Here is an 18133-nt window from a genome sequence, read left to right on the forward strand (position 1 = left end):
AATGTCAGCTTCATCTGCTTCAATTTAAACTGATTTGCACTATTAATACAAAACACCGAGCTAAGTGTCTTTCCATACTAAAAAGTAATTTCATTTACTAAATTCGCTAGCTCATTTATGCCCCATTATTCGTTAGAGTAAATACTTGTCCAACTATTGTAGGTCAGTTCATAGCTGGCGATTTTACATTTAAAGCTAATTCCTTTTCCGCACAAACTGTTTCGGCGTCATGCACGCAATCTGCTTACATTCACGCGTCATGTGTGCCTGATCGGCAAAGCCCTGCTCCAGCGCCAGATCCGCCAAAGATATATCGGGCTGTGCTCGAAGCTGCTCTAAAGTTTGTTTCACCCGTGCGATACGCTGGTAATGTTTAGGCGTAATCCCCAGCCATTTCTGAAATTTACGCTCTCTCTGGCGTTGACTGATCGTCCCTATCTGCTGGTGAATAATGTGACCGACATCCTGAGGATCACATTCTGCAATCAGAGCTTGGGTCCAGCGGTATAACGTAGAAATTCTTGCCGTCGGCGAACGTGCTGCTTGCAGAGATGCAAATATCGGCAACGCCGAAGAGGCAAGAGGATGATCGCCCTCAATCCGCAACGACCGCTCTAAGCGTTTACCAAACAACTGATAACCTACTGCCGGATGAAAACGCACACCGGCCATTACTGTGCCAGGCGGTAGACTGACCTGATGCGCCAGCGTGCTGACTGGCAGTAGGATAACCCCCGGTACCTGCCACTCGCCGTCCATGTGCACATCATTTTTCAAAATGAACGTCACTCCTGTACCGGCGTCGCTGAGTAATTGTCTACGCACGGTTTGCGCTGTATCAGGTTCTACGGAAACCGACCAGATTGCCTGAATATGGCCGGCTAACATCCCCTGTGGTTTGAAAATCTCAAAATCTAAATTCAAACGTATTATCCTATTTAAACTCAACTTAGATAAAAAAGTCGTATAAATTTACTTTTCATAGTCTTAAGTAGAAGTGTAAGTCGTGAAGTACGGCTTAGGTTAGTCCGAGTTGAGCTATTTAGGCTGGTACACTCCCACCGGTGGCTTAAATGCTTTCACTATTCGGTTCCAACTGTTGATGGCATTGATCGCTATCGTCAGATTGACCATAGCTTTATCTCCAAAGGTATTCAAGGTGAGCTGATAGGTCTCATCATCTACCGGCAGACCAGCCGTCAGTAATTCAGCCCAACCCAGCGCAACGTGTTCTGCATCGCTGTAGAACTGCATGTCTTTCCACGCGCTAAGCCCCCAGATACGTTCAGGCCTTTCACCCAGTTTAAGTGCATCTTTACTGTGCATGTCGATACAAAAAGCACACTGGTTGATTTGCGAAACACGCAACTTTACCAGTTCCCATATGGTCATACTCATTGTGTCTGACTGGCGAAATTGCTCATGGAAGTACGCTTCCTGAGTATAAAGAATGTTTATTGCCTTCGGCGCTATGTCAATGTAGCTGAGTCGTTTTTGCATGGTCTTTCTCCTAGTTTTTTCACATGATAAAAAACGCACTTAGCAATAGATTGAAGATTTTCGACACATGCTTGGCAAAGGTAGACGTTCGGTTCAGACTTTTTCTCAGCCACCCTAGGTAAGCAGGCTCAAATTATTATGATAGTGTTACGAAACCCAGTAATAAAAAGCATTTGTCAGAGAGGAATAAAGTCTCATACCAAATAATAAGTGTTCATACTGAATAATAAAATCTAATACTGGAAAGGCGGCAATGCCATAAGCTCACTCTCATTCCTAACTCGAAAATGTCCACAACTTGGATAGACCGATTTTTAACTCATGGCACTTTATGACTCAAAGTGCGCTAAAACGAGTTCATAATAGATAGCTAATCAAGATAAATACTTCTATAGCCTTATGAACTCATCCCAATAAAGTGTCCGTTTTTTAGTACGCTGATTTGTTTATATAATAATCAGCGACTTTGATGATCGATTTTTTTACCAGAGCAATCTGTTTTGAATGTGGACACCAAAGGGATATGGGTACCATTATTTCTTGTTTGATCTCGTCACATTTTATCTCTACCAAATTTTCAGTCACATATTCAGAGTCAATTATAGATTTTGGTAAAAGAGCCCAACCAAAATCATCTTGGACAAGCTTAACAATGACTGCTAATTGATCAACATATTCATGTTTTGAAGAAACAACAACCTTCTCTGTCATTTTATCTTCGACCATAGATTTGAGAACAAACTGTCGTAAAGATTTCATCGTTGAGAGTGTCTCGTTTGTTGGCTTAGCTGATAGTTCACTTTCTGCATTAGCAAATGGAACAAAAGGCATATTCCCCAAAAAAGTAAAATCAATACTATTAATCACTTTGCTTTCGTATATGTTCACAATACCAAAGTGAATGCTTCCATCTTCAATCCCTGTTTTTATTTCTGGTTTCGTTCTGACCAAAAAATTAACACGCATGGATGGAAAGTCTTCATCGAGCTGTCGACGAATTTTAGAAACAACATGATGAGGTAAAAAGCTCGCATAGGCTATCGTCACCGATTCTAGCCCGCCAAATGAAAGACTTAATGCAAATCTATCAAGCGTTTTAGCCTGCTCTAGTATTTGCTTTGCGTAATGATAAAGAAGTACTGCATCTTCAGTGGGTTCTACACTGCGGCTCAACCTATCGAATAAAGTGATCGCTAACTGGTCTTCTAAACTCGTGATGACTTGTGCAACCGTTGTTCGATGCTTATTCAATTTTATCGCCGCTTTACTAAAAGCTTCCTGCTCATATACCGCAACGAAAGTATTTAATTGTTCAAGACTAAAGTTCATATCATGTCCTGCGAGTCCTCATATTCGTTAATAAATTTTACCACCAGAGTCTACATTAACCAACACAGAGCCCGTTTCTCTTATCAAACAACACATCCCTATCACCACGCTCTGACATCAATTAAAAATCTATCATCGAATACACTTTAAACAGATGAATTAAAATATTTCTTACCAAAAAAACCGAAATCCCCCTTTACCGCAAATGTTTGGATGACAGCGATGGATCGAGCCCATCGCTAGAGAGTTAATGAGTATAAAAACCTTATGTAAAGTTGCGTTATTGCTTCGGCCACTTAACTTAAATAACTCGGGAACGTCTCATGACCAGACTCAAAATGACCGCTTTGTCTACGGCTTTACTTGCTACCATTTCTATTTCAGCATTTGCTGATGACACCCAAAAAGTTGACCCGTCCGATATGACTCGTGCCAGTACCAATATGTATGTGGCAACCAACAACATAGGTGATCTAAAGCTATCGGGAGCTCTATCATATACTTATGACAACGGACAGATGTCTATGGTCACATTGGAAGGTTCGATGGATAATGAGGGGAAATATAAAGACAGCCGAGCTCAATATTTCCATGTATTCAATATAAATAATGCCATTACACCTCGTGTAGCCGCGTCATTAGACATCATTGATAATGCAAGCTTTACTACTGCAGCTGTAGGTGGTGTCGCTATTTTTAGAACTCCAATCGACTCTCTGACCTTTTTTGGCCGCGCGGCAGTAATGGGCGGTGAGTACTCAGACAGCACAACAAGTGCCTTTGGTGTTACAGACAATAGTATCGTAGGTGGTATGGCCGCGGCTTATGCGGTCTGGAAGCCGGGCGCCGATGGTACTTATTTCGCAGCCTACCCAGAATTTACGTACATGGATGGTGATATTGAAACGAGTACCGTTAAAACCACTCTACTCGCAGCGACTCCTTTTTCGGCAGACAAAACACGTTGGGGACAAGTCAAGGTTGAAAATACTTATGGAAGCATGGAATCAACCAATCAAAAACTAGACATTGACGACACCGTGGTTTGGTTCCAATACAAAGTCTTCTTCTAAAACGACCAATAGCCATAATACGTTAAAAGGTGGATCGAGAGATTCGCCTTTTTTTAGTTTTATTTTCCTTACCCCCTCTCACTCTTCTTTATTAAAATAGCCACGATTTAGTATTCAGTTCGGCCTTACTTTGAACTGACTCTCTACCTCAACACTACATGTATTGCCGATGAGTACAGGGTAAGGAGCTCTAATGTATCTTCTGAATACAATGAGTAACGGGAAGAAACTCAAACAATCGTATCTATATAACGTCCATTTCTTTATGCCATGACATCGGTGTGTAACCACGAGCCTAAATCGCATAAAAGCGTTGCCACAAGCGATAATGGATAGCGGTGTTGAGATGACCCAAAGATATCGTGATACTTAATCGCGAGCACACAAGAAATAAATAGCGAAACTAAATAAACAAAAAAACGCCAGTCAGGCGACTGGCGTTACAAAAAGATAAAACTCTATTCAATGATCAAATCTATCAATGATTAATCACACCAAGTGGCAATCACCGATTGCATAATTAGCGACTAAAATACTTCGCAATCTCACGAGCATAAGTTTCTTCTTGGTTTTTACCATTACTGGTTGAAAAGAAAGATATAACTAAGTCTTTGTCTGGTGAAATATACACACCTTGACCGCCAACACCTGCTTTGAATAAGTCGCCATCTTCAAAGATTGCATCAAATTGATAACCATTCTTGATGTTTGTGTCGTTGGAGAAAGAGTTTTCCATCATCTTGCCCACATAGCCACCACCGTAAGCTTCTGGGTTACCAGAGTCTTGAATTAACGTAATGACTTCTTTGCTAACACCACCATTACCCAACTTTGTGGCTGACGGAGTAAGTAACATACCGAATTTAGTCATATCTTCAATTGTGGTATTCATTGAGAAAAACATTAAAGGGTATCCCCCTTGTGGAGAAACGACAGTGTAAGCGTCATTATTTGCGCCCATCTTCTGCCACATATCACGACTGACAATCTCATTCATGGGTAAGTTACGAACGTTCTCAATAAGTCGAGCTAGAACAAACGTATTAATTGAATTGTATTCGAATGTTTTTCCGCCCGGCGCTCTTCGTTTCATTTCAGCAAGTACTTCAAGTGGGCTTTGGTTGCCTTCACCTTCAAACACGCCAATGGAAACCGCCCATTTAAACCAAGGTTGTTCTGGGTTTATACGTGAGTCTGCTTCTGGCTCATCGTGCTCTGTTGCATTCAAGCCTGTCGCCATATTTGCAGTATCAGAAACGGATACTGTATCCCAGTCAGATCCCTTTAATTCAGGAATGTATTTAGAAATAGGGTCACTCAGGTTAACTTGCCCCTCGTTGACCAATTTAGCCAGCTCAATACCTACTGTAATTTTCGAGTTTGAAAACCAATTATGCTTGTCTGTTTTTCCCATCGTGTTGTAACGCTCAAAGACAACTTCTCCACTCTTTACAACAAGAAAAGCATCGACAGGATAAGAATCTAGGTGTTCGTTTAGAGTCTTATTCTCACCGTGTACAGTCGCTGATATTTCGCCAATATTTTGGTCAATTTGATATGGAAATTGATAGACAGGTCCATCACGTTCAATTTGAGCCGTAGGATAGAAACGGCTTAAATTCTGCCAAGCAAACTTAGACTGTTCAATAGGAAACTGAAGTTTAACGCGATTGCCTTTTTTCAAGAAAAAGTCATGAGTGTTGTAAACATCAACGTTTGTGGATGATTCATTAATGCTCTCATTAGCAAACGCTGAGCCTGCAGATAGAGCCGTTACAATGGATATAGCGATTAAGCTTTTCATATTGGTTTTCCTATTGATATATAAGTGCTGTAGTGCGAACTGCATGCAAAAGCTGCGAGCCAGTTGTCTTTGTTAATACAGGCACGTTACAAGGAAAACGGAATAACGCCTCATCGCCTACGATGGATTGCCTCCATCAAACATTGAAGTTAGAAACATGAATGTTCTTTTCTCACTAGTTTCCTGACCCCAAGTGACTCTAATATTTGCGAGGTGTAGGCTGTTATGTGTAAAGCGTAAAGAGAAGTGAGTTAAACGGCACATAACGATCAGGTTTAACCTAAAGATTCCCCGTTAATAACCTGATCATTTTCTTAATTCATTGATCAAGTTTATTGATAAAGCTCAATATCCGACGCATCAATGACGTATCCGGTTTGAATATCTTGATTGCCATCAGAAAGTGTAATCGACCTATCAACCGCCCCTGTTTTAATGTTCCCTATCACCCATACTGGTGTGTATAAACTTTGCAATTCATGGCCTTCAGGAAATTCGACTAAAATCGTTTGATTTACTGGTGGTGGAGGTGTGTGAATGCAAGCCCCTGCGGTTGGTACTAAAATGAACTGCGTCCCTATTAAGCCTTCCATTTCGAGCGGTACTAAAAACCCGGCCAGTTTTATATCGTTAATACTAAGGTCGGGAACTATATCGTTCGATTGTTGTGTTCTTTGTATAAGCAGTTCACGTACGTTTAAGCCAAACTTTTCAGCTAATACCACACGTTGATTGTACCCATCGTTTTCCATTGGACTTAACTGACGCGTTTTTTGAACGGCTTCATAGGCGTAAATCTCAGAAAGTAGCGCCTTATTCCCAGGAGAGAGAACCTGATATTGATTCTGCAAAGGTCTTAACGATTCCCAAGATATGGTTTCAGCCGCTTGTGTGAACAAACTAAAACAACAAGCCGTAATCATCAATAATGTATTTTTCATTTCAACATTTTCGAATTAGAACAATAGCTAATAAAAAAATGGCTAAGAAAACCTTAGCCATCGTCTCGTTTTATATCAGTCAATAATATTTGAATTACAGACTTTCGAGGTTATCCATTAGTTGGTAGAAGAACCCAATAGAGCGACCGTATTCTTCAACTAAGATACGCTCGTTCACACCGTGGAAGCCTTCGAATTCTTTTACGCTTTCTAATTGTATCGCCGTCATTGTATATACATCAGGTGCGAAATCACGTGCTTGGAAGTGTTTAGAGTCTGAGCCTCCAATAACAAAGAACGGTGAAACAATCAGGTCATTACCCCAAGTTTGACGAATCGTTTTTTCAAGCATCGCGTAACCAGGGCCACTTGGATCCGCAACATTCGTTGCTGGTGTTGATGCTGATATATCACGTATGGTCATGCGGTCATCGCCAATCGCTTTTTTCACATGTTCAATGATCACTTCAGGTGTATCGCCTGGCATCGGTCTAAAGTTTACAACGGCGGTTGCTGCTGGTGGCAATACGTTATCTTTGATACCGGCATTAAACATGGTAACGGCGGTTGTTGTATGAAGCATGGCACGAGTCACTTGGTTTTCCGACATCACCTCAATGAATTTTTGTTCTAAATCTGTCACGGTGTCGTTATTACCGTAAGCAACGGCTTTATAAAGTGGTTGCTGCGCTTCTGGAAGCTCAGGTCCCATGTAGCGGTATTGGTAACGCACCGCATCATGAATATTGTAAGGGAATTGCGCAGCTTCAACTTTCTCAACCGCTTTTGCTAACGCGACAATATTCGATTCTTCTCCCGGTTGTGATGAGTGTCCACCAACACCATTGATGGCAATCTCTAGACTAACGAATCCTTTTTGAGCAATACCAATCAATGCTGTATTTTCACGGATTCCAGGGAATATACCAGGGACAAGAGGAGCAGATTCATCCATAACAAAAGCAATTTTTTCATAACGTTGCTCAATGATATCAGCGGCGTGTTTAGCGCCTTCAGGTCCGCCGACTTCTTCATCGTGGCCAAATACAAACAAAATAGTGCGCTCAGGTTGGAAACCCTCTTTGAGTTTCATCTCAGTCGCTTCTAACAGTGCTTGAAGCTGGTTTTTGTCATCTAATGAACCACGACCCCAGATATAACCGTCTTTAATCGCACCTGAAAACGGGTCTTCTTTCCACTCATCACGAGACTCTTCGGCAATCGGTACCACATCTTGGTGCGCCATAAAAATAGCAGGAGCGAGTGATGGGTCTTTACCTTCCCAAGTGTAAATTAAGCTGAAAGGACGTGGGTCACCGACTTCTTCTCGCTTGAGTGTTTTGTGCACTAATGGGTACGATTCTTCAAGAAATTGGTGGTAGTCACGAAAAGCTTGCTCATCAAAATCACTGCGGTCTTGGTTAGAGATAGTTTGAAACTGAACCGCTTGCGATAAACGTTGCGCAGCACCTTCTACATCAACTTGAATGTCGACTTTTTCGACACCTTGCATTTGCATCGAACTAAAGTCTTGCTCATCAGCCCACGCTGAAATGCTAGCGATCAATGCCAAAGCGGAAGCGATACCGGTAAAGAGTTTTGATGGTCTTGTCATGATTTGAAGCCTTAATTGGATGAAAAGTAAATCTGTGTTTTGGTTTATGCGTTAATTATTAACCAACAATACAGACCAAACTAATCCCTAGCGAAGGACTCCACCCATCAGAAGACGTCGGCAACAATTTGTAGTGGATAAGTGAAATTAAAAATGAGTGTGTCGGGGATGAAAAGCTTTTACAGTCACGGAAATGATCCGATATCACCCTGTGACATAAAATTCGTAAAAAGATTTAGTGCAATGGTGAGTTTCAGAACAAACACTTTCTCTGTATTGCTAAATTATCTTATGCAAAAAAATAGCCGCTAATCAGCGGCTATTTTCTAAATGTCTAAGCAAAGCCTTTACTGCTTCTTCGCTGCGACTATTTCTTCGTTTCTTCTACTTCTTAGTCTCTTCAACCACAGCTTTCATCAATACTGATGTATCCATGCGGCCTTGTCCTTGGGCAGACAGTGCCTTGTATGAGTTGTTGGTCTTTTCCGTCAGTGGCAGTTGGATACCTTGACGCTCTGCTTCATCTAGACAGAAGCCTAAGTCTTTGATCATCCAATCAATGGCAAAGCCGAAATCGAACTTATCTTGCGCCATTGTGGTTGCGCGGTTTTCCATCTGCCATGAACCAGCTGCGCCGTTTTTAAGGCAATCAACCAGAGTTGGGATATCCAAACCTGATTTTTCAGCAAGTACCAAGCCTTCAGAAAGGCCATTCAGTACGCCTGCAATGCAGATCTGATTGACCATCTTTGCGCGTTGGCCTTGGCCGACTTTACCCATTAGAACTGACGATTTTCCGTAAGCTTCGAACACAGGTTGAAGGTCGTTGAAAAGCGCTTGTTCGCCGCCACACATGATGGTTAACACGCCATTTTCTGCGCCCGCTTGACCACCAGACACTGGTGCATCCATAAAGCGAATACCTGCTTGCTTCGCAGCCACTTCAAGCTCTTCAGACAGAACTGCCGACGTTGTGGTGTGATCGACAAGAATTGCGTTTGGCTTCATTGCTGCCAATGCGCCTGTTTCGCTGGTTGTCATGCTGCGTACATCGTCATCGTTGCCCACACAAACTAATACTACGTCAGCTTCTGCGACGCACTCAGCCACAGATTCTGCCGCTTTACCTTGGTGTTTATCAGCCCAGTCTAGCGCTTTGCTGTGAGTGCGGTTAAATACCGTTACTTCAAAACCGGCTTTGACTAGGTGGCCTGCCATTGGGAAGCCCATAACGCCTAGCCCGATAAAACTTACTTTCATTTCTTTCTCCTTTTATTTGACCGAGTCATCGCTATGAAAAGATCGAACACTCTCAATCAATGCATCAATAAGCAGGGTCAAAGCCTTTGGCTGATATTTTCTTTCTTTGTACACTAAATACGCTTGGCGATCACCCCGATGATACTCAGGGAGCACTTGAATCAAATTCATCTCAGGGGATACATGACGAAAAGGCAATGAAGCGAGCCCCAAGCCTTTTTGCGCTGCGGCCGCCACCGCATGAATATCGTTGACGATGAACTTGGGTTTAATCGTGATCATCTGTTCTAAGCGGTCGGACTTGTAGAGCGGCATATCAAACACATCGTCGACGTTAATCCAGTCTTGATGCTCTAAGTCGTCCGGTTTTTCAATTGTCTCACGCGAATCTAAATATTCTTGGCTTGCGAAAAATCCGTGCTTGGCTTTGAAAAGTGGCCGAGCAATCATGCCTTCCATATCCGAGATCTTAAACGTAATCAGTAAGTCCCGATCGGTCTGAGGAATAAGCTGTTGCTGGCTCAGGGTTAGGTCGAGCTGAACGTTCGGATATTGAGTGAGGAATTGCTCTACTGTCGCCCCTAGAAAGCCACTATAGAAGTTATGAGGCACTGCGAGCTTAATCTTACCTTGGATAGCATCACGCTCTTCCAACAAGCTATTAAAGCCTTGATGGATAGACTCCATGCCACTGCTCAGTGCAGCAAAGGCCGCCTCACCGTCTTTGGTGGCCACCAACTCACGACCTTTCTTTTCTAAAAGTCGGATATTGAGGCGATCTTCCAATGCGCTTAACCGACGCGACATAGTCGACACAGGCAGTTGCAGCCGTTTCGAGGCCGATAGCAAAGAGCCCTCTTCAACCACTGCACAGAATAAGAACAGATCATCAATGTTTCCAAATATGGAATTCATGCTTCTATATGTGCCTATTTTTCTCACTAATGGATAGATGTAACCTTATCTCATCAACAACAGAAAATCACGGGAGAACACTGTATGAACAACAAACAATTTTGGGTAACCGCGATTTTATCCTCCTTGACCATGGCGACCATCATGTCTGGGTTAATTTCTGGCTACAAAATGGGATTCAGCCCCGAGTGGCCGCCAATCTGGCTGCAAAGCTTTTTGATTGCTTGGCCGTGTGCCATCACGCTCAACCTCACCGTGCTCCCTTTGATAAGAAAACTCTCAGCATGGATTTGTCGCCCGAGAACGCTTTGCGTACCAGAGATCACGGAACGATGATCAAGGGCTAATGTTCAGGGGCTATGACCTAGGTTCTTCCACCAAAGAGCTACGATAAAAAAGCTATGTTCACAGATAAATGCCTGAATGACGCCCATAAAAAAACCGAGCACTAGGCTCGGTTTTTTGTATTCTACATTCTACTCACAAGAGCAAAGCTATCAATTATTGATTGATATTACAGCTCAGCGTTGTGGTAAACCTGCTGAACGTCATCACAGTCGTCAAGCATGTCTAAGAACTTCTGGAACTTCTCAGAATCTTCTTCAGCTACTGGCGTAGTTGTTTGAGGAACGAAAGTGATTTCCTCAACGTCTAGCGTTAGCTCAGGGAACGCAGTGTGTAGTGCAGTCTTCGTTTTGAAGAACTCAGTCGTTGGAGCGAATACAGTGATAACACCGTCTTCTAGCTCAACGTCTGTCACATCTACGTCTTCCATCATTAGCGTTTCTAGGATGATTTCGTCATCTTCGCCTGCAAACTGGAATACAGCTTGGTGAGCGAACATGTGAGAAACAGTACCTTCAACACCGATTTTCGCGCCAGTTTTAACGAAACATTGGCGAACGTCTTGGAAAGTACGGTTACCGTTGTCTGTTAAACAGTCAACGATTACGCTTGTGCCACCAGGGCCAAAACCTTCGTAACGAGCTGGTTGGAAGTCTTCACCGCCGCCGCCGTTCGCTTTATCGATCGCTTTGTCGATAACGTGAGCGGGTACTTGGTCTTTCTTCGCTTTAGCAATCAGGTGCTTAAGAGGTAAGTTCATGTCTGGGTCAGAGCTACCGTTCTTAGCCAGTACGTAAATCTCTTTACCGTATTTAGAATAAACTTTAATTTTTGCGCCTGCAGTTTTCGCCATTGAGGCCTTGCGCACTTCAAAACTTCTTCCCATCGGGATCTTCTCTCTGATTCAATTAACGGTGCAAATTCTAGCAAATTACTGCGTCATTTCAATTCAACAGCTTTGCTGGGTAAGGTTTGTCTGCGTTTATGCGACACCCATTACTCGTTTGTATTTTTCAACAGACTGATCAAACCAAGCCTTTTCTTCTGGATCACCTAGCTTCATTGCTTCTTCAACAATGGCTTCAGGGCCACATTTCGCTTGCTTCAGTTTCCATACAAGAAACGATGCTTGCTTATCCAGTTCGATTTTATTTTTCTCACTGGGTGGAAGGAGTGAAAGGTTGATAGACATTATTAGCCTTCGTCTGTAATACGCTTGGCCGAGAAATATATCATAGAGCAGCCTCATAAAACCAATACTATGAGCAATAGTGGGGGTTGTAGGACGAGAAAGCAGTAAGTCGCTGATGCAGGTCAAGCTAGTTTGGGAAAGTGTGTTTGGCTCAAAGCACCAACAAGTTTGCACGCTATGAGCCAGCTCTCATATAAAAACCGAAAGGTTATATTTTCGAAAGCTAAATATAAAATGAATCAGGAGAACACTGAGCCTCAATGACTTTGCTCCTGTTTATTTCTCACTACCAGTGGGAACGCGCGTTAAGCCCTGCTTATTACTCACATAGAAAAACAAAGCGGCATCCCACGAAGACTCCATCAAATGAGAATAGATAGACATATTTTGTTTATTCTTATTTATAAGTAACTCTTTAATCGTGCCCAATGTGTTTGTGTTGGCATCAATCTGAGTCTGACAGTATTTAACAATAATGACAGGAGGAAGAGAGCCACCAACTCGAAATATGATGTATCCATCTCGTTCCAATTCCATACGAGAGTAGATTTTCATATTGTCAGGAGTTCCATCAATATCATTTATAATCTTCTTAAGATTGCTATAAAACTCTAGTCCATCACAAAAACATTTGTCATTAGCAATAAAACCATTGATTTCGTTAGTTTTATTACAATAATCCTCAACTGATTCAGGAGTAACTGGATACCGTGTCTCATTAATAATGTAACTACTTAAAGTTTTTAACAGCTCAGTCTCGCTCTTAGACAGTTTCATACCTAAGTCCAAAGCGACACTTACTAGGTTATGACTATAAGCTCTGACCTTTTTTTCAAGTAAATCTTTAGGCGCAGATATGAGTAATGACACAACCCCTGATTTAAGTAACAACTCAAGTGCATATCCCAACATCAAAACACTCGATTTGTAAGCAGCATCTTTGATAGTTAAGACCTCAAAAACATCACTTGATGTGTAAGAGGCAGTCTTCATTAATGATTCAAGTTCTAATGTTTTCTGATTGCCGCTTTCTCTAAGTAATTTCGCACTAATGAGTTTGCTATCTGCCTCTTTAACCCAATCAAATTTATTGAAGATACCTTTTTCGCCACTCGATTTTAAAGGTGCTTTCATCAAAGTCCTACTGTCTCGATTCATGTATGTTTAGTTGACTGAATGTTGGTTTGTAATTGAAGATTAGAATACCACTGAAATCCGGTCACTAGAGGCATATAAGTTGAAGTGTGAGTGTATAAACCCTACTCCGGCAACAGATAGCGCGTGCTTCGGCCGCCAGAACCTGATTTAACTAAGCAGCCATGCTCAATCAAAGCGTTCAAATGACGTGTTGCTGTGGCACTGCTCACCTTTGCTACTTTCTGATATTGGCTGGCATTGATACCTTCAGAAAAATCACTATCGAGCATCCTATTCAGCACTTTTACTTGCTCTGTTGTAAGCTTCGTTTGGTCGATGCTTCGCCAATAGTTGGTCTTATAAACGGTTTGATCGACCTCAGCGAAAACGCCTGTAAACGTCTCGTCTAACGTATCTAAGAACCACATCAACCAATCGCTGATATCGAGTCCCCCTTTCTGGGTTCGCTCCAATATCTCGTAGTAATGCTTGCGGTTAGCGAGAATCCCCACCGACATCGCATAGAAACGTACCGACTGCTGCTCGGCCTGTGCTAATGCCAAGTCGGTCAACAATCGAGTAATACGACCATTACCATCATCTAACGGGTGTAAGGTGATAAACCAAAGGTGAGTTATCGCAGCTCTAAGTAAGGGATCGAGTGTAGCCTCGGTAAGTGAATCATTGAACCATGTGATAAACGCATCTAACTCAGCATCAAGAATGTCTCGGCTAGGTGCTTCAAAATGTACGGTCGGACGGTCAATTCTTCCCGATACCACTTGCATGGGAGTATCACCTCTTAGCTGACCTCCGATTACAGGGTTAAACATGGTGTAACCTTGAGGAAACAGCCTATCGTGCCAATGCAAAATCCTATCAAGCGCTAATGGCTCAGTGAGGTTCTGCACGGCATCCAACATAATTTCGGCTAAGCCATCAGTTTGTTCTGTCGTAGGAAAAGGTCGCTCTTCGCTCACGCCAAGTTTGTTAGCTAAAGAAGAACGAACAGAGAAGGCATTTAGCTTTTCTCCCTCTATCGCACTGGAGTGGACAATGTTCGCTAACAAAGTATCGAGCATTGTTTGCGTTTGGTCTTCAGATTGAGAGGTAATCTTGCCCAATAAAATGCCCTGATTAAGCCGAACTTCTCTTAACCTCACGCCTATTCTCTGATTATCCCAAACAAAGTTTGGCCAATTATCTTGCTGCCAAATCCACATATCACGCCTCATGATGCGAAAGTATCACTTATTCAACTCATACTATGAGCTGTTTAAGATTGTTATTCAACTCACATTATGAGCTAAATAATAAGATAATCACATCACAGAGGTCGGAAAAAAGCCTCATCTATACCCAAAAAGGCTACTCACTCACCGCAAACACATCGCAGCGTGAGGCGCAGATAAAGTCATTCTTGTGCAGGCCTTTGATTGAGTGGCTCCACCAGGTGACGGTGACTTTGCCCCATTCCAATAAGACCGAAGGGTGATGGAATTCTTCTTCTGCTAACTCTGACACTTTGTTGCTGAATGCCCATGCTTGTTTGTAGTTCTTAAACTTAAACACCTTCTCAAGTTGTGGGATGCCGTCTCTTTCGATGATCTGCCAATCAGACAACTCCAACAGTAAAGATTGTTGGTCATCTTTATTAAGAGAAATTGCATCGATACTGCAGGCTTCGCATTTTTGTTCATTCAACATGTGTTGGTTCCTTAGGTTCAAAAAGTGGTGGTAGTAATCCCTCGTCTATCGCGAGATCAGCTTGCTGCAATAGGTTTTCCTGACTGATTTTGAAGAGCTCAGACAGCTCATCAATCACGTAATATTTCGGTTGTATGATGTCGATGCGATAAGGGGTTCTTAAAACCGTTTGCAGATCGAACCGCTCACGAACGGCCAAATCCCCTCCCAACGCATACATGGTTTCCGCCGGAGACGAAAGAATGCCACCGCCATAGATTTTCAGCCTATCGCCTTCTTTTACTAAACCGAACTCGACCGTAAACCAATACAAACGGGCAAGATACGCACGCTGTTTAGGTGTAGCTGCTTGGCCTAGTTTTCCGTAATGCTCAGTGAATGTCGCAAAATCGGCATTGGTGAGCATGGCACAATGGCCGAAAATTTCATGAAAGAAATCAGGTTCTTGTAAGTAATCGAACTCATCTCGCGTTCTCAGAAATGTCGCCACTGGGAATTTCTTATTAGCGAGCAAATCAAAGAAACGATCGAAATCGATCAATGCAGGCACAGGCTGTACCTGCCAACCTGTTGTTTCCATTAGCACTTTGTTTATCTCTGGAAGCTGGGGAACTCTGTCTAATGGCAAATCCAGCAGGGTCAAACCGTGTAAATAGGCATCGCATGCGCGGTCATTGATGACGTCCAGTTGCCTTTTCACTAAGTCGTGCCAAATGGCGTCTTCTTCGAGGCTCCACTCAACCCATCCCTCTTGACTCACGGGCTTAGAATGATATTGAGTCATTACACACCTCCTTTCGAATGTCTCCCTTTAAGCCTATCTCCACTCCTTATATCCGCCAATTTGCGCGATTTTTCGAAACAAGCGATCGTGTAACATTTTATTTACACAATTCCAGCAACCCCTTATTTTGCTGATCTTTTGACTTTGTAAAACCTAAATACCAGACTGAAATCGTTAACTTTTTGTTAAAGGTAAAGAAATGCACGAGAGCAATAAGCCAATTTGGCAACCTAGCGACCAGCGTATCGCACACGCCAACGTAACCCGATTTATGGATAGCCTCGATCAGCAGGGCGTACTCGAGCGGGAATTGAAAAACTACGCGGAGCTTCATCAATGGTCTGTGGAACATCCCGAGTCGTTTTGGCAGAACGTGTGGCAGTTTTGTGAAATGGTCGGCTCGCAAGACTGTATTAATAAAGCACAAGGCGAGCACATCAAAACTCAAGGTGGGAGCCGCTGGCAGCAGCCGAAATCAAATCGCGATGCGGTGTGGTTTCCGAATGCTCAAGTTAACTACGCAGAAAACTTGCTGCATTCAGCCAAAACGTTGCCAAACGAGCTTGCGATTTGGTTTGAGAATGAGCGTGGCGAACAGCAAAGCTACACATGGCAAACCTTGTGTGAGGAAGTATCTAGCGTTCAACAATGGCTTGTTGATAGCGGAGTGAAGCAAGGTGATATGGTTGCTGCTTATACGCCTTATCTACCGCAAACCGTGATAGCGATGTTGGCGACCACCAGCTTAGGTGCGATTTGGACATCGACCTCTCCCGACTTTGGCGTTGAGAGTGTGATTGAACGATTTGGCCAAGTGAAGCCCAAGGTGCTGTTCACTTGTGACGGCTACACCTTCAATGGCAAGACGTTCGATATGGCGGACAAGAACCGTGAAATCATCGAGCACTTAAACGAATTAAAACAGGTGTGTCAGATCAGTTACTTGAAACCGAACAATGATTTAGATAAGAGCGATTTAGAGAAGAGTCATTTAGAGAAGAACAACGTTGAACACAATGTGTTAACCCAAAGCTGGCACAGCATCATTAATCACTATCAGCCAAAACCTCTTCGATTCACTCGTGTGAACTTCAATGAACCTCTGTTTGTACTCTACTCTTCCGGCACAACGGGCAAGCCTAAATGCATTGTGCATTCTGTTGGCGGCACCATCATCAATCACCTAAAAGAGCATCAACTTCATTGCGATATAAAGCCCAACGATCGCGTGTTCTATTACACCACTTGTGGCTGGATGATGTGGAACTGGCACGTCTCTGCGCTCGCGAGCGGGGCTTGTTTGGTCATCTTTGATGGCAGCCCAGTTTATCCGCAACCCAACGTTCTATGGGATTTAGCGCAGCGAGCTGATGTATCGACATTTGGCACCTCAGCCAAGTATTTAGAAGCGATTGAGAAAGCGGAACTCTCACCGAGCGACAGTCACAACCTTCCTAAATTAAGAACACTGTGCTCGACCGGTTCTGTACTCTACCCAGAGCAGTTCGATTACGTCTACAAACACATCAAACAAGATCTGCATTTAGCGTCCATTTCTGGCGGCACGGATATTTGTGGCTGCTTTGTTTTAGGCAGCCCTATCTCCCCTGTGTATCGCGGTGAATGCCAACAGGCCGGGCTCGGCGTCGACATCAAAGTGTTCAACTCTTCTGGCCAAAAGGTCAATCAAGAACGAGGCGAGCTAGTATGCACCAACTCCTTACCCAACTTCCCTGCCGGCTTTTGGAATGATACCGGAGAGCGCTACCACAGCACCTATTGGGATAGGTTCGACAATGTGTGGCATCACGGTGACGAAGTCGCACAGAGCCTGCATGGTGGCTATTTGTTCTATGGGCGAGGCGACACCACACTCAACCCCGGTGGCGTGCGAATTGGTACCGCTGAAATCTATCAACAAGTGAACACCATTGACGGCATTGTTGACTCGATAGCAGTCGGTAAAGACATCGACCGCAACGAACAGATATGGCTGTTTGTTCAACTACAACAAGGTGTGGATCTAGATGATGAGTTACTGACAGCCATCAAAAGCAAACTCAAATCCTCTTGTTCGCCGAGGCATGTACCAAGCCAGATATTTGCGATCAGCGATGTGCCAAAAACACGCTCTGGCAAACTGGTGGAGCTGGCAGTGAAACAGGTCATCAATGGTAAGAGTGTAGAAAACCTCGGGGCTATCGCTAACGCCGAGGTCTTGGAAGAGATAAAGCGCGTTGTGTCGCTTTAGCAATTAGGCCTAGAACGTAGCAAGCTATCTCCACTTTTCACTTGGCTGTCAAATAATATCTGAAGTAAAGGCAGCCGATTGAAAACCGAATCGAAGCCACTATTTAAGCTCATGAACCCTCTCATCAGTTTGGCTTCGTGCCTTTTCTAAAGATCTGTCCCGTCCTGAAATGTGTTTACACATTGAGGACGAATTATGACTACTTCAAATAATACCTACGTTAAGCGCACTCAGCGTGATTACACACTAGGCTTTAAATTACAGGTCGTCGCCGCTGTAG

The 18133-nt window shown here is 43.2% G+C and carries 17 protein-coding genes; 3 read left to right on the top strand and 14 right to left on the bottom strand.

From position 1 onward, the window contains the following. Positions 1 to 195 precede the first annotated feature (195 nt). The 3 genes from AACW75_RS19450 to AACW75_RS19460 all read right to left on the bottom strand — a co-directional run bounded on the left by AACW75_RS19450 (position 196) and on the right by AACW75_RS19460 (position 2829). Entirely contained in the window at positions 196 to 924 is a 729-nt protein-coding gene (locus AACW75_RS19450) for an AraC family transcriptional regulator (RefSeq protein WP_102567246.1), read from the bottom strand. A gap of 114 nt (positions 925 to 1038) precedes the next feature. Further along, a complete protein-coding gene (locus AACW75_RS19455) occupies positions 1039 to 1500 on the bottom strand; it encodes a carboxymuconolactone decarboxylase family protein (RefSeq protein ID WP_102567245.1) in 462 nt (153 codons plus the stop codon). A 429-nt stretch (positions 1501 to 1929) separates the two neighbouring features. Beyond that, a complete protein-coding gene (locus AACW75_RS19460) occupies positions 1930 to 2829 on the bottom strand; it encodes a LysR family transcriptional regulator (RefSeq protein ID WP_017094176.1) in 900 nt (299 codons plus the stop codon). 323 nt (positions 2830 to 3152) lie between these two features. Here AACW75_RS19460 and AACW75_RS19465 point away from each other — a divergent pair, with 323 nt between their 5' ends. Continuing rightward, positions 3153 to 3902 carry a hypothetical protein gene (locus AACW75_RS19465; protein ID WP_017090363.1) on the top strand — a complete coding sequence of 250 codons (750 nt, stop codon included), beginning with the start codon at positions 3153 to 3155 and terminating at the stop codon, positions 3900 to 3902. Positions 3903 to 4422: 520 nt separating this feature from the next. On the opposite strand, the gene AACW75_RS19470 is transcribed toward AACW75_RS19465, so the two are convergent. The 5 genes from AACW75_RS19470 to AACW75_RS19490 form a co-directional block, all read right to left on the bottom strand. Continuing rightward, positions 4423 to 5706: a serine hydrolase domain-containing protein gene (locus tag AACW75_RS19470; RefSeq protein WP_102463845.1), complete on the bottom strand. Its 1284-nt coding sequence runs from the start codon at positions 5704 to 5706 to the stop codon at positions 4423 to 4425. A 332-nt stretch (positions 5707 to 6038) separates the two neighbouring features. Further along, positions 6039 to 6647, bottom strand: a complete 609-nt coding sequence (locus AACW75_RS19475; protein WP_145572349.1) for a DUF3299 domain-containing protein — start codon at positions 6645 to 6647, stop codon at positions 6039 to 6041. A 94-nt stretch (positions 6648 to 6741) separates the two neighbouring features. Beyond that, on the bottom strand, positions 6742 to 8262 hold the full coding sequence (locus tag AACW75_RS19480; RefSeq protein ID WP_145572350.1) for a M20 family peptidase: 1521 nt from the start codon (positions 8260 to 8262) through the stop codon (positions 6742 to 6744). A 384-nt stretch (positions 8263 to 8646) separates the two neighbouring features. Beyond that, positions 8647 to 9522 (bottom strand): NAD(P)-dependent oxidoreductase, encoded by an 876-nt coding sequence (locus AACW75_RS19485; RefSeq protein WP_017090359.1) that lies wholly within the window; start codon positions 9520 to 9522, stop codon positions 8647 to 8649. A gap of 12 nt (positions 9523 to 9534) precedes the next feature. After that, positions 9535 to 10437, bottom strand: a complete 903-nt coding sequence (locus AACW75_RS19490; protein WP_145572351.1) for a LysR family transcriptional regulator — start codon at positions 10435 to 10437, stop codon at positions 9535 to 9537. Positions 10438 to 10521: 84 nt separating this feature from the next. On the opposite strand from AACW75_RS19490, the gene AACW75_RS19495 reads away from it, so the two are divergent. After that, positions 10522 to 10773 (top strand): DUF2798 domain-containing protein, encoded by a 252-nt coding sequence (locus AACW75_RS19495; RefSeq protein ID WP_145572352.1) that lies wholly within the window; start codon positions 10522 to 10524, stop codon positions 10771 to 10773. A 178-nt stretch (positions 10774 to 10951) separates the two neighbouring features. Here the strand turns inward: AACW75_RS19495 and AACW75_RS19500 are convergent, their stop codons facing one another. From AACW75_RS19500 to phhA, 6 genes are all read right to left on the bottom strand, one after another. Continuing rightward, complete coding sequence (locus AACW75_RS19500) at positions 10952 to 11668, bottom strand: YebC/PmpR family DNA-binding transcriptional regulator (protein ID WP_004732617.1); 717 nt, start codon at positions 11666 to 11668, stop codon at positions 10952 to 10954. A gap of 96 nt (positions 11669 to 11764) precedes the next feature. Next, entirely contained in the window at positions 11765 to 11974 is a 210-nt protein-coding gene (locus AACW75_RS19505) for a DUF3283 family protein (protein ID WP_004732615.1), read from the bottom strand. A gap of 276 nt (positions 11975 to 12250) precedes the next feature. Next, positions 12251 to 13108 carry a hypothetical protein gene (locus AACW75_RS19510; protein WP_108092641.1) on the bottom strand — a complete coding sequence of 286 codons (858 nt, stop codon included), beginning with the start codon at positions 13106 to 13108 and terminating at the stop codon, positions 12251 to 12253. Between the two features lie 125 nt (positions 13109 to 13233). Further along, positions 13234 to 14334, bottom strand: coding sequence for a Fic family protein (locus tag AACW75_RS19515; protein ID WP_145572353.1), 1101 nt, complete (start codon positions 14332 to 14334; stop codon positions 13234 to 13236). Between the two features lie 145 nt (positions 14335 to 14479). Beyond that, complete coding sequence (locus tag AACW75_RS19520; RefSeq protein ID WP_145572354.1) at positions 14480 to 14818, bottom strand: 4a-hydroxytetrahydrobiopterin dehydratase; 339 nt, start codon at positions 14816 to 14818, stop codon at positions 14480 to 14482. Beyond that, positions 14808 to 15602: a phenylalanine 4-monooxygenase gene (gene phhA, locus AACW75_RS19525; RefSeq protein WP_102280123.1), complete on the bottom strand. Its 795-nt coding sequence runs from the start codon at positions 15600 to 15602 to the stop codon at positions 14808 to 14810. The genes AACW75_RS19520 and phhA overlap by 11 nt, the downstream gene beginning before the upstream one ends. Positions 15603 to 15801: 199 nt before the next feature. Between phhA and AACW75_RS19530 the strand changes: the two genes are divergently transcribed. After that, positions 15802 to 17853 carry an acetoacetate--CoA ligase gene (locus AACW75_RS19530; RefSeq protein ID WP_145572355.1) on the top strand — a complete coding sequence of 684 codons (2052 nt, stop codon included), beginning with the start codon at positions 15802 to 15804 and terminating at the stop codon, positions 17851 to 17853. The last annotated feature ends 280 nt before the right edge of the window (positions 17854 to 18133 follow it).

This window comes from Vibrio sp. L3-7 (assembly GCF_963898195.1).
In the GTDB taxonomy this organism is placed as follows: Bacteria; Pseudomonadota; Gammaproteobacteria; order Enterobacterales; family Vibrionaceae; genus Vibrio; species Vibrio echinoideorum.

Coding starts and splice junctions, on each gene's coding strand:
- AACW75_RS19455 (WP_102567245.1), bottom strand. CDS start 1,500: ATGCAAAAACGACTCAGCTACATTGACATAGCGCCGAAGGCAATAAAC.
- AACW75_RS19460 (WP_017094176.1), bottom strand. CDS start 2,829: ATGAACTTTAGTCTTGAACAATTAAATACTTTCGTTGCGGTATATGAG.
- AACW75_RS19465 (WP_017090363.1), top strand. CDS start 3,153: ATGACCAGACTCAAAATGACCGCTTTGTCTACGGCTTTACTTGCTACC.
- AACW75_RS19470 (WP_102463845.1), bottom strand. CDS start 5,706: ATGAAAAGCTTAATCGCTATATCCATTGTAACGGCTCTATCTGCAGGC.
- AACW75_RS19475 (WP_145572349.1), bottom strand. CDS start 6,647: ATGAAAAATACATTATTGATGATTACGGCTTGTTGTTTTAGTTTGTTC.
- AACW75_RS19480 (WP_145572350.1), bottom strand. CDS start 8,262: ATGACAAGACCATCAAAACTCTTTACCGGTATCGCTTCCGCTTTGGCA.
- AACW75_RS19485 (WP_017090359.1), bottom strand. CDS start 9,522: ATGAAAGTAAGTTTTATCGGGCTAGGCGTTATGGGCTTCCCAATGGCA.
- AACW75_RS19490 (WP_145572351.1), bottom strand. CDS start 10,437: ATGAATTCCATATTTGGAAACATTGATGATCTGTTCTTATTCTGTGCA.
- AACW75_RS19495 (WP_145572352.1), top strand. CDS start 10,522: ATGAACAACAAACAATTTTGGGTAACCGCGATTTTATCCTCCTTGACC.
- AACW75_RS19500 (WP_004732617.1), bottom strand. CDS start 11,668: ATGGGAAGAAGTTTTGAAGTGCGCAAGGCCTCAATGGCGAAAACTGCA.
- AACW75_RS19505 (WP_004732615.1), bottom strand. CDS start 11,974: ATGTCTATCAACCTTTCACTCCTTCCACCCAGTGAGAAAAATAAAATC.
- AACW75_RS19510 (WP_108092641.1), bottom strand. CDS start 13,108: ATGAAAGCACCTTTAAAATCGAGTGGCGAAAAAGGTATCTTCAATAAA.
- AACW75_RS19515 (WP_145572353.1), bottom strand. CDS start 14,334: ATGTGGATTTGGCAGCAAGATAATTGGCCAAACTTTGTTTGGGATAAT.
- AACW75_RS19520 (WP_145572354.1), bottom strand. CDS start 14,818: ATGTTGAATGAACAAAAATGCGAAGCCTGCAGTATCGATGCAATTTCT.
- phhA (WP_102280123.1), bottom strand. CDS start 15,602: ATGACTCAATATCATTCTAAGCCCGTGAGTCAAGAGGGATGGGTTGAG.
- AACW75_RS19530 (WP_145572355.1), top strand. CDS start 15,802: ATGCACGAGAGCAATAAGCCAATTTGGCAACCTAGCGACCAGCGTATC.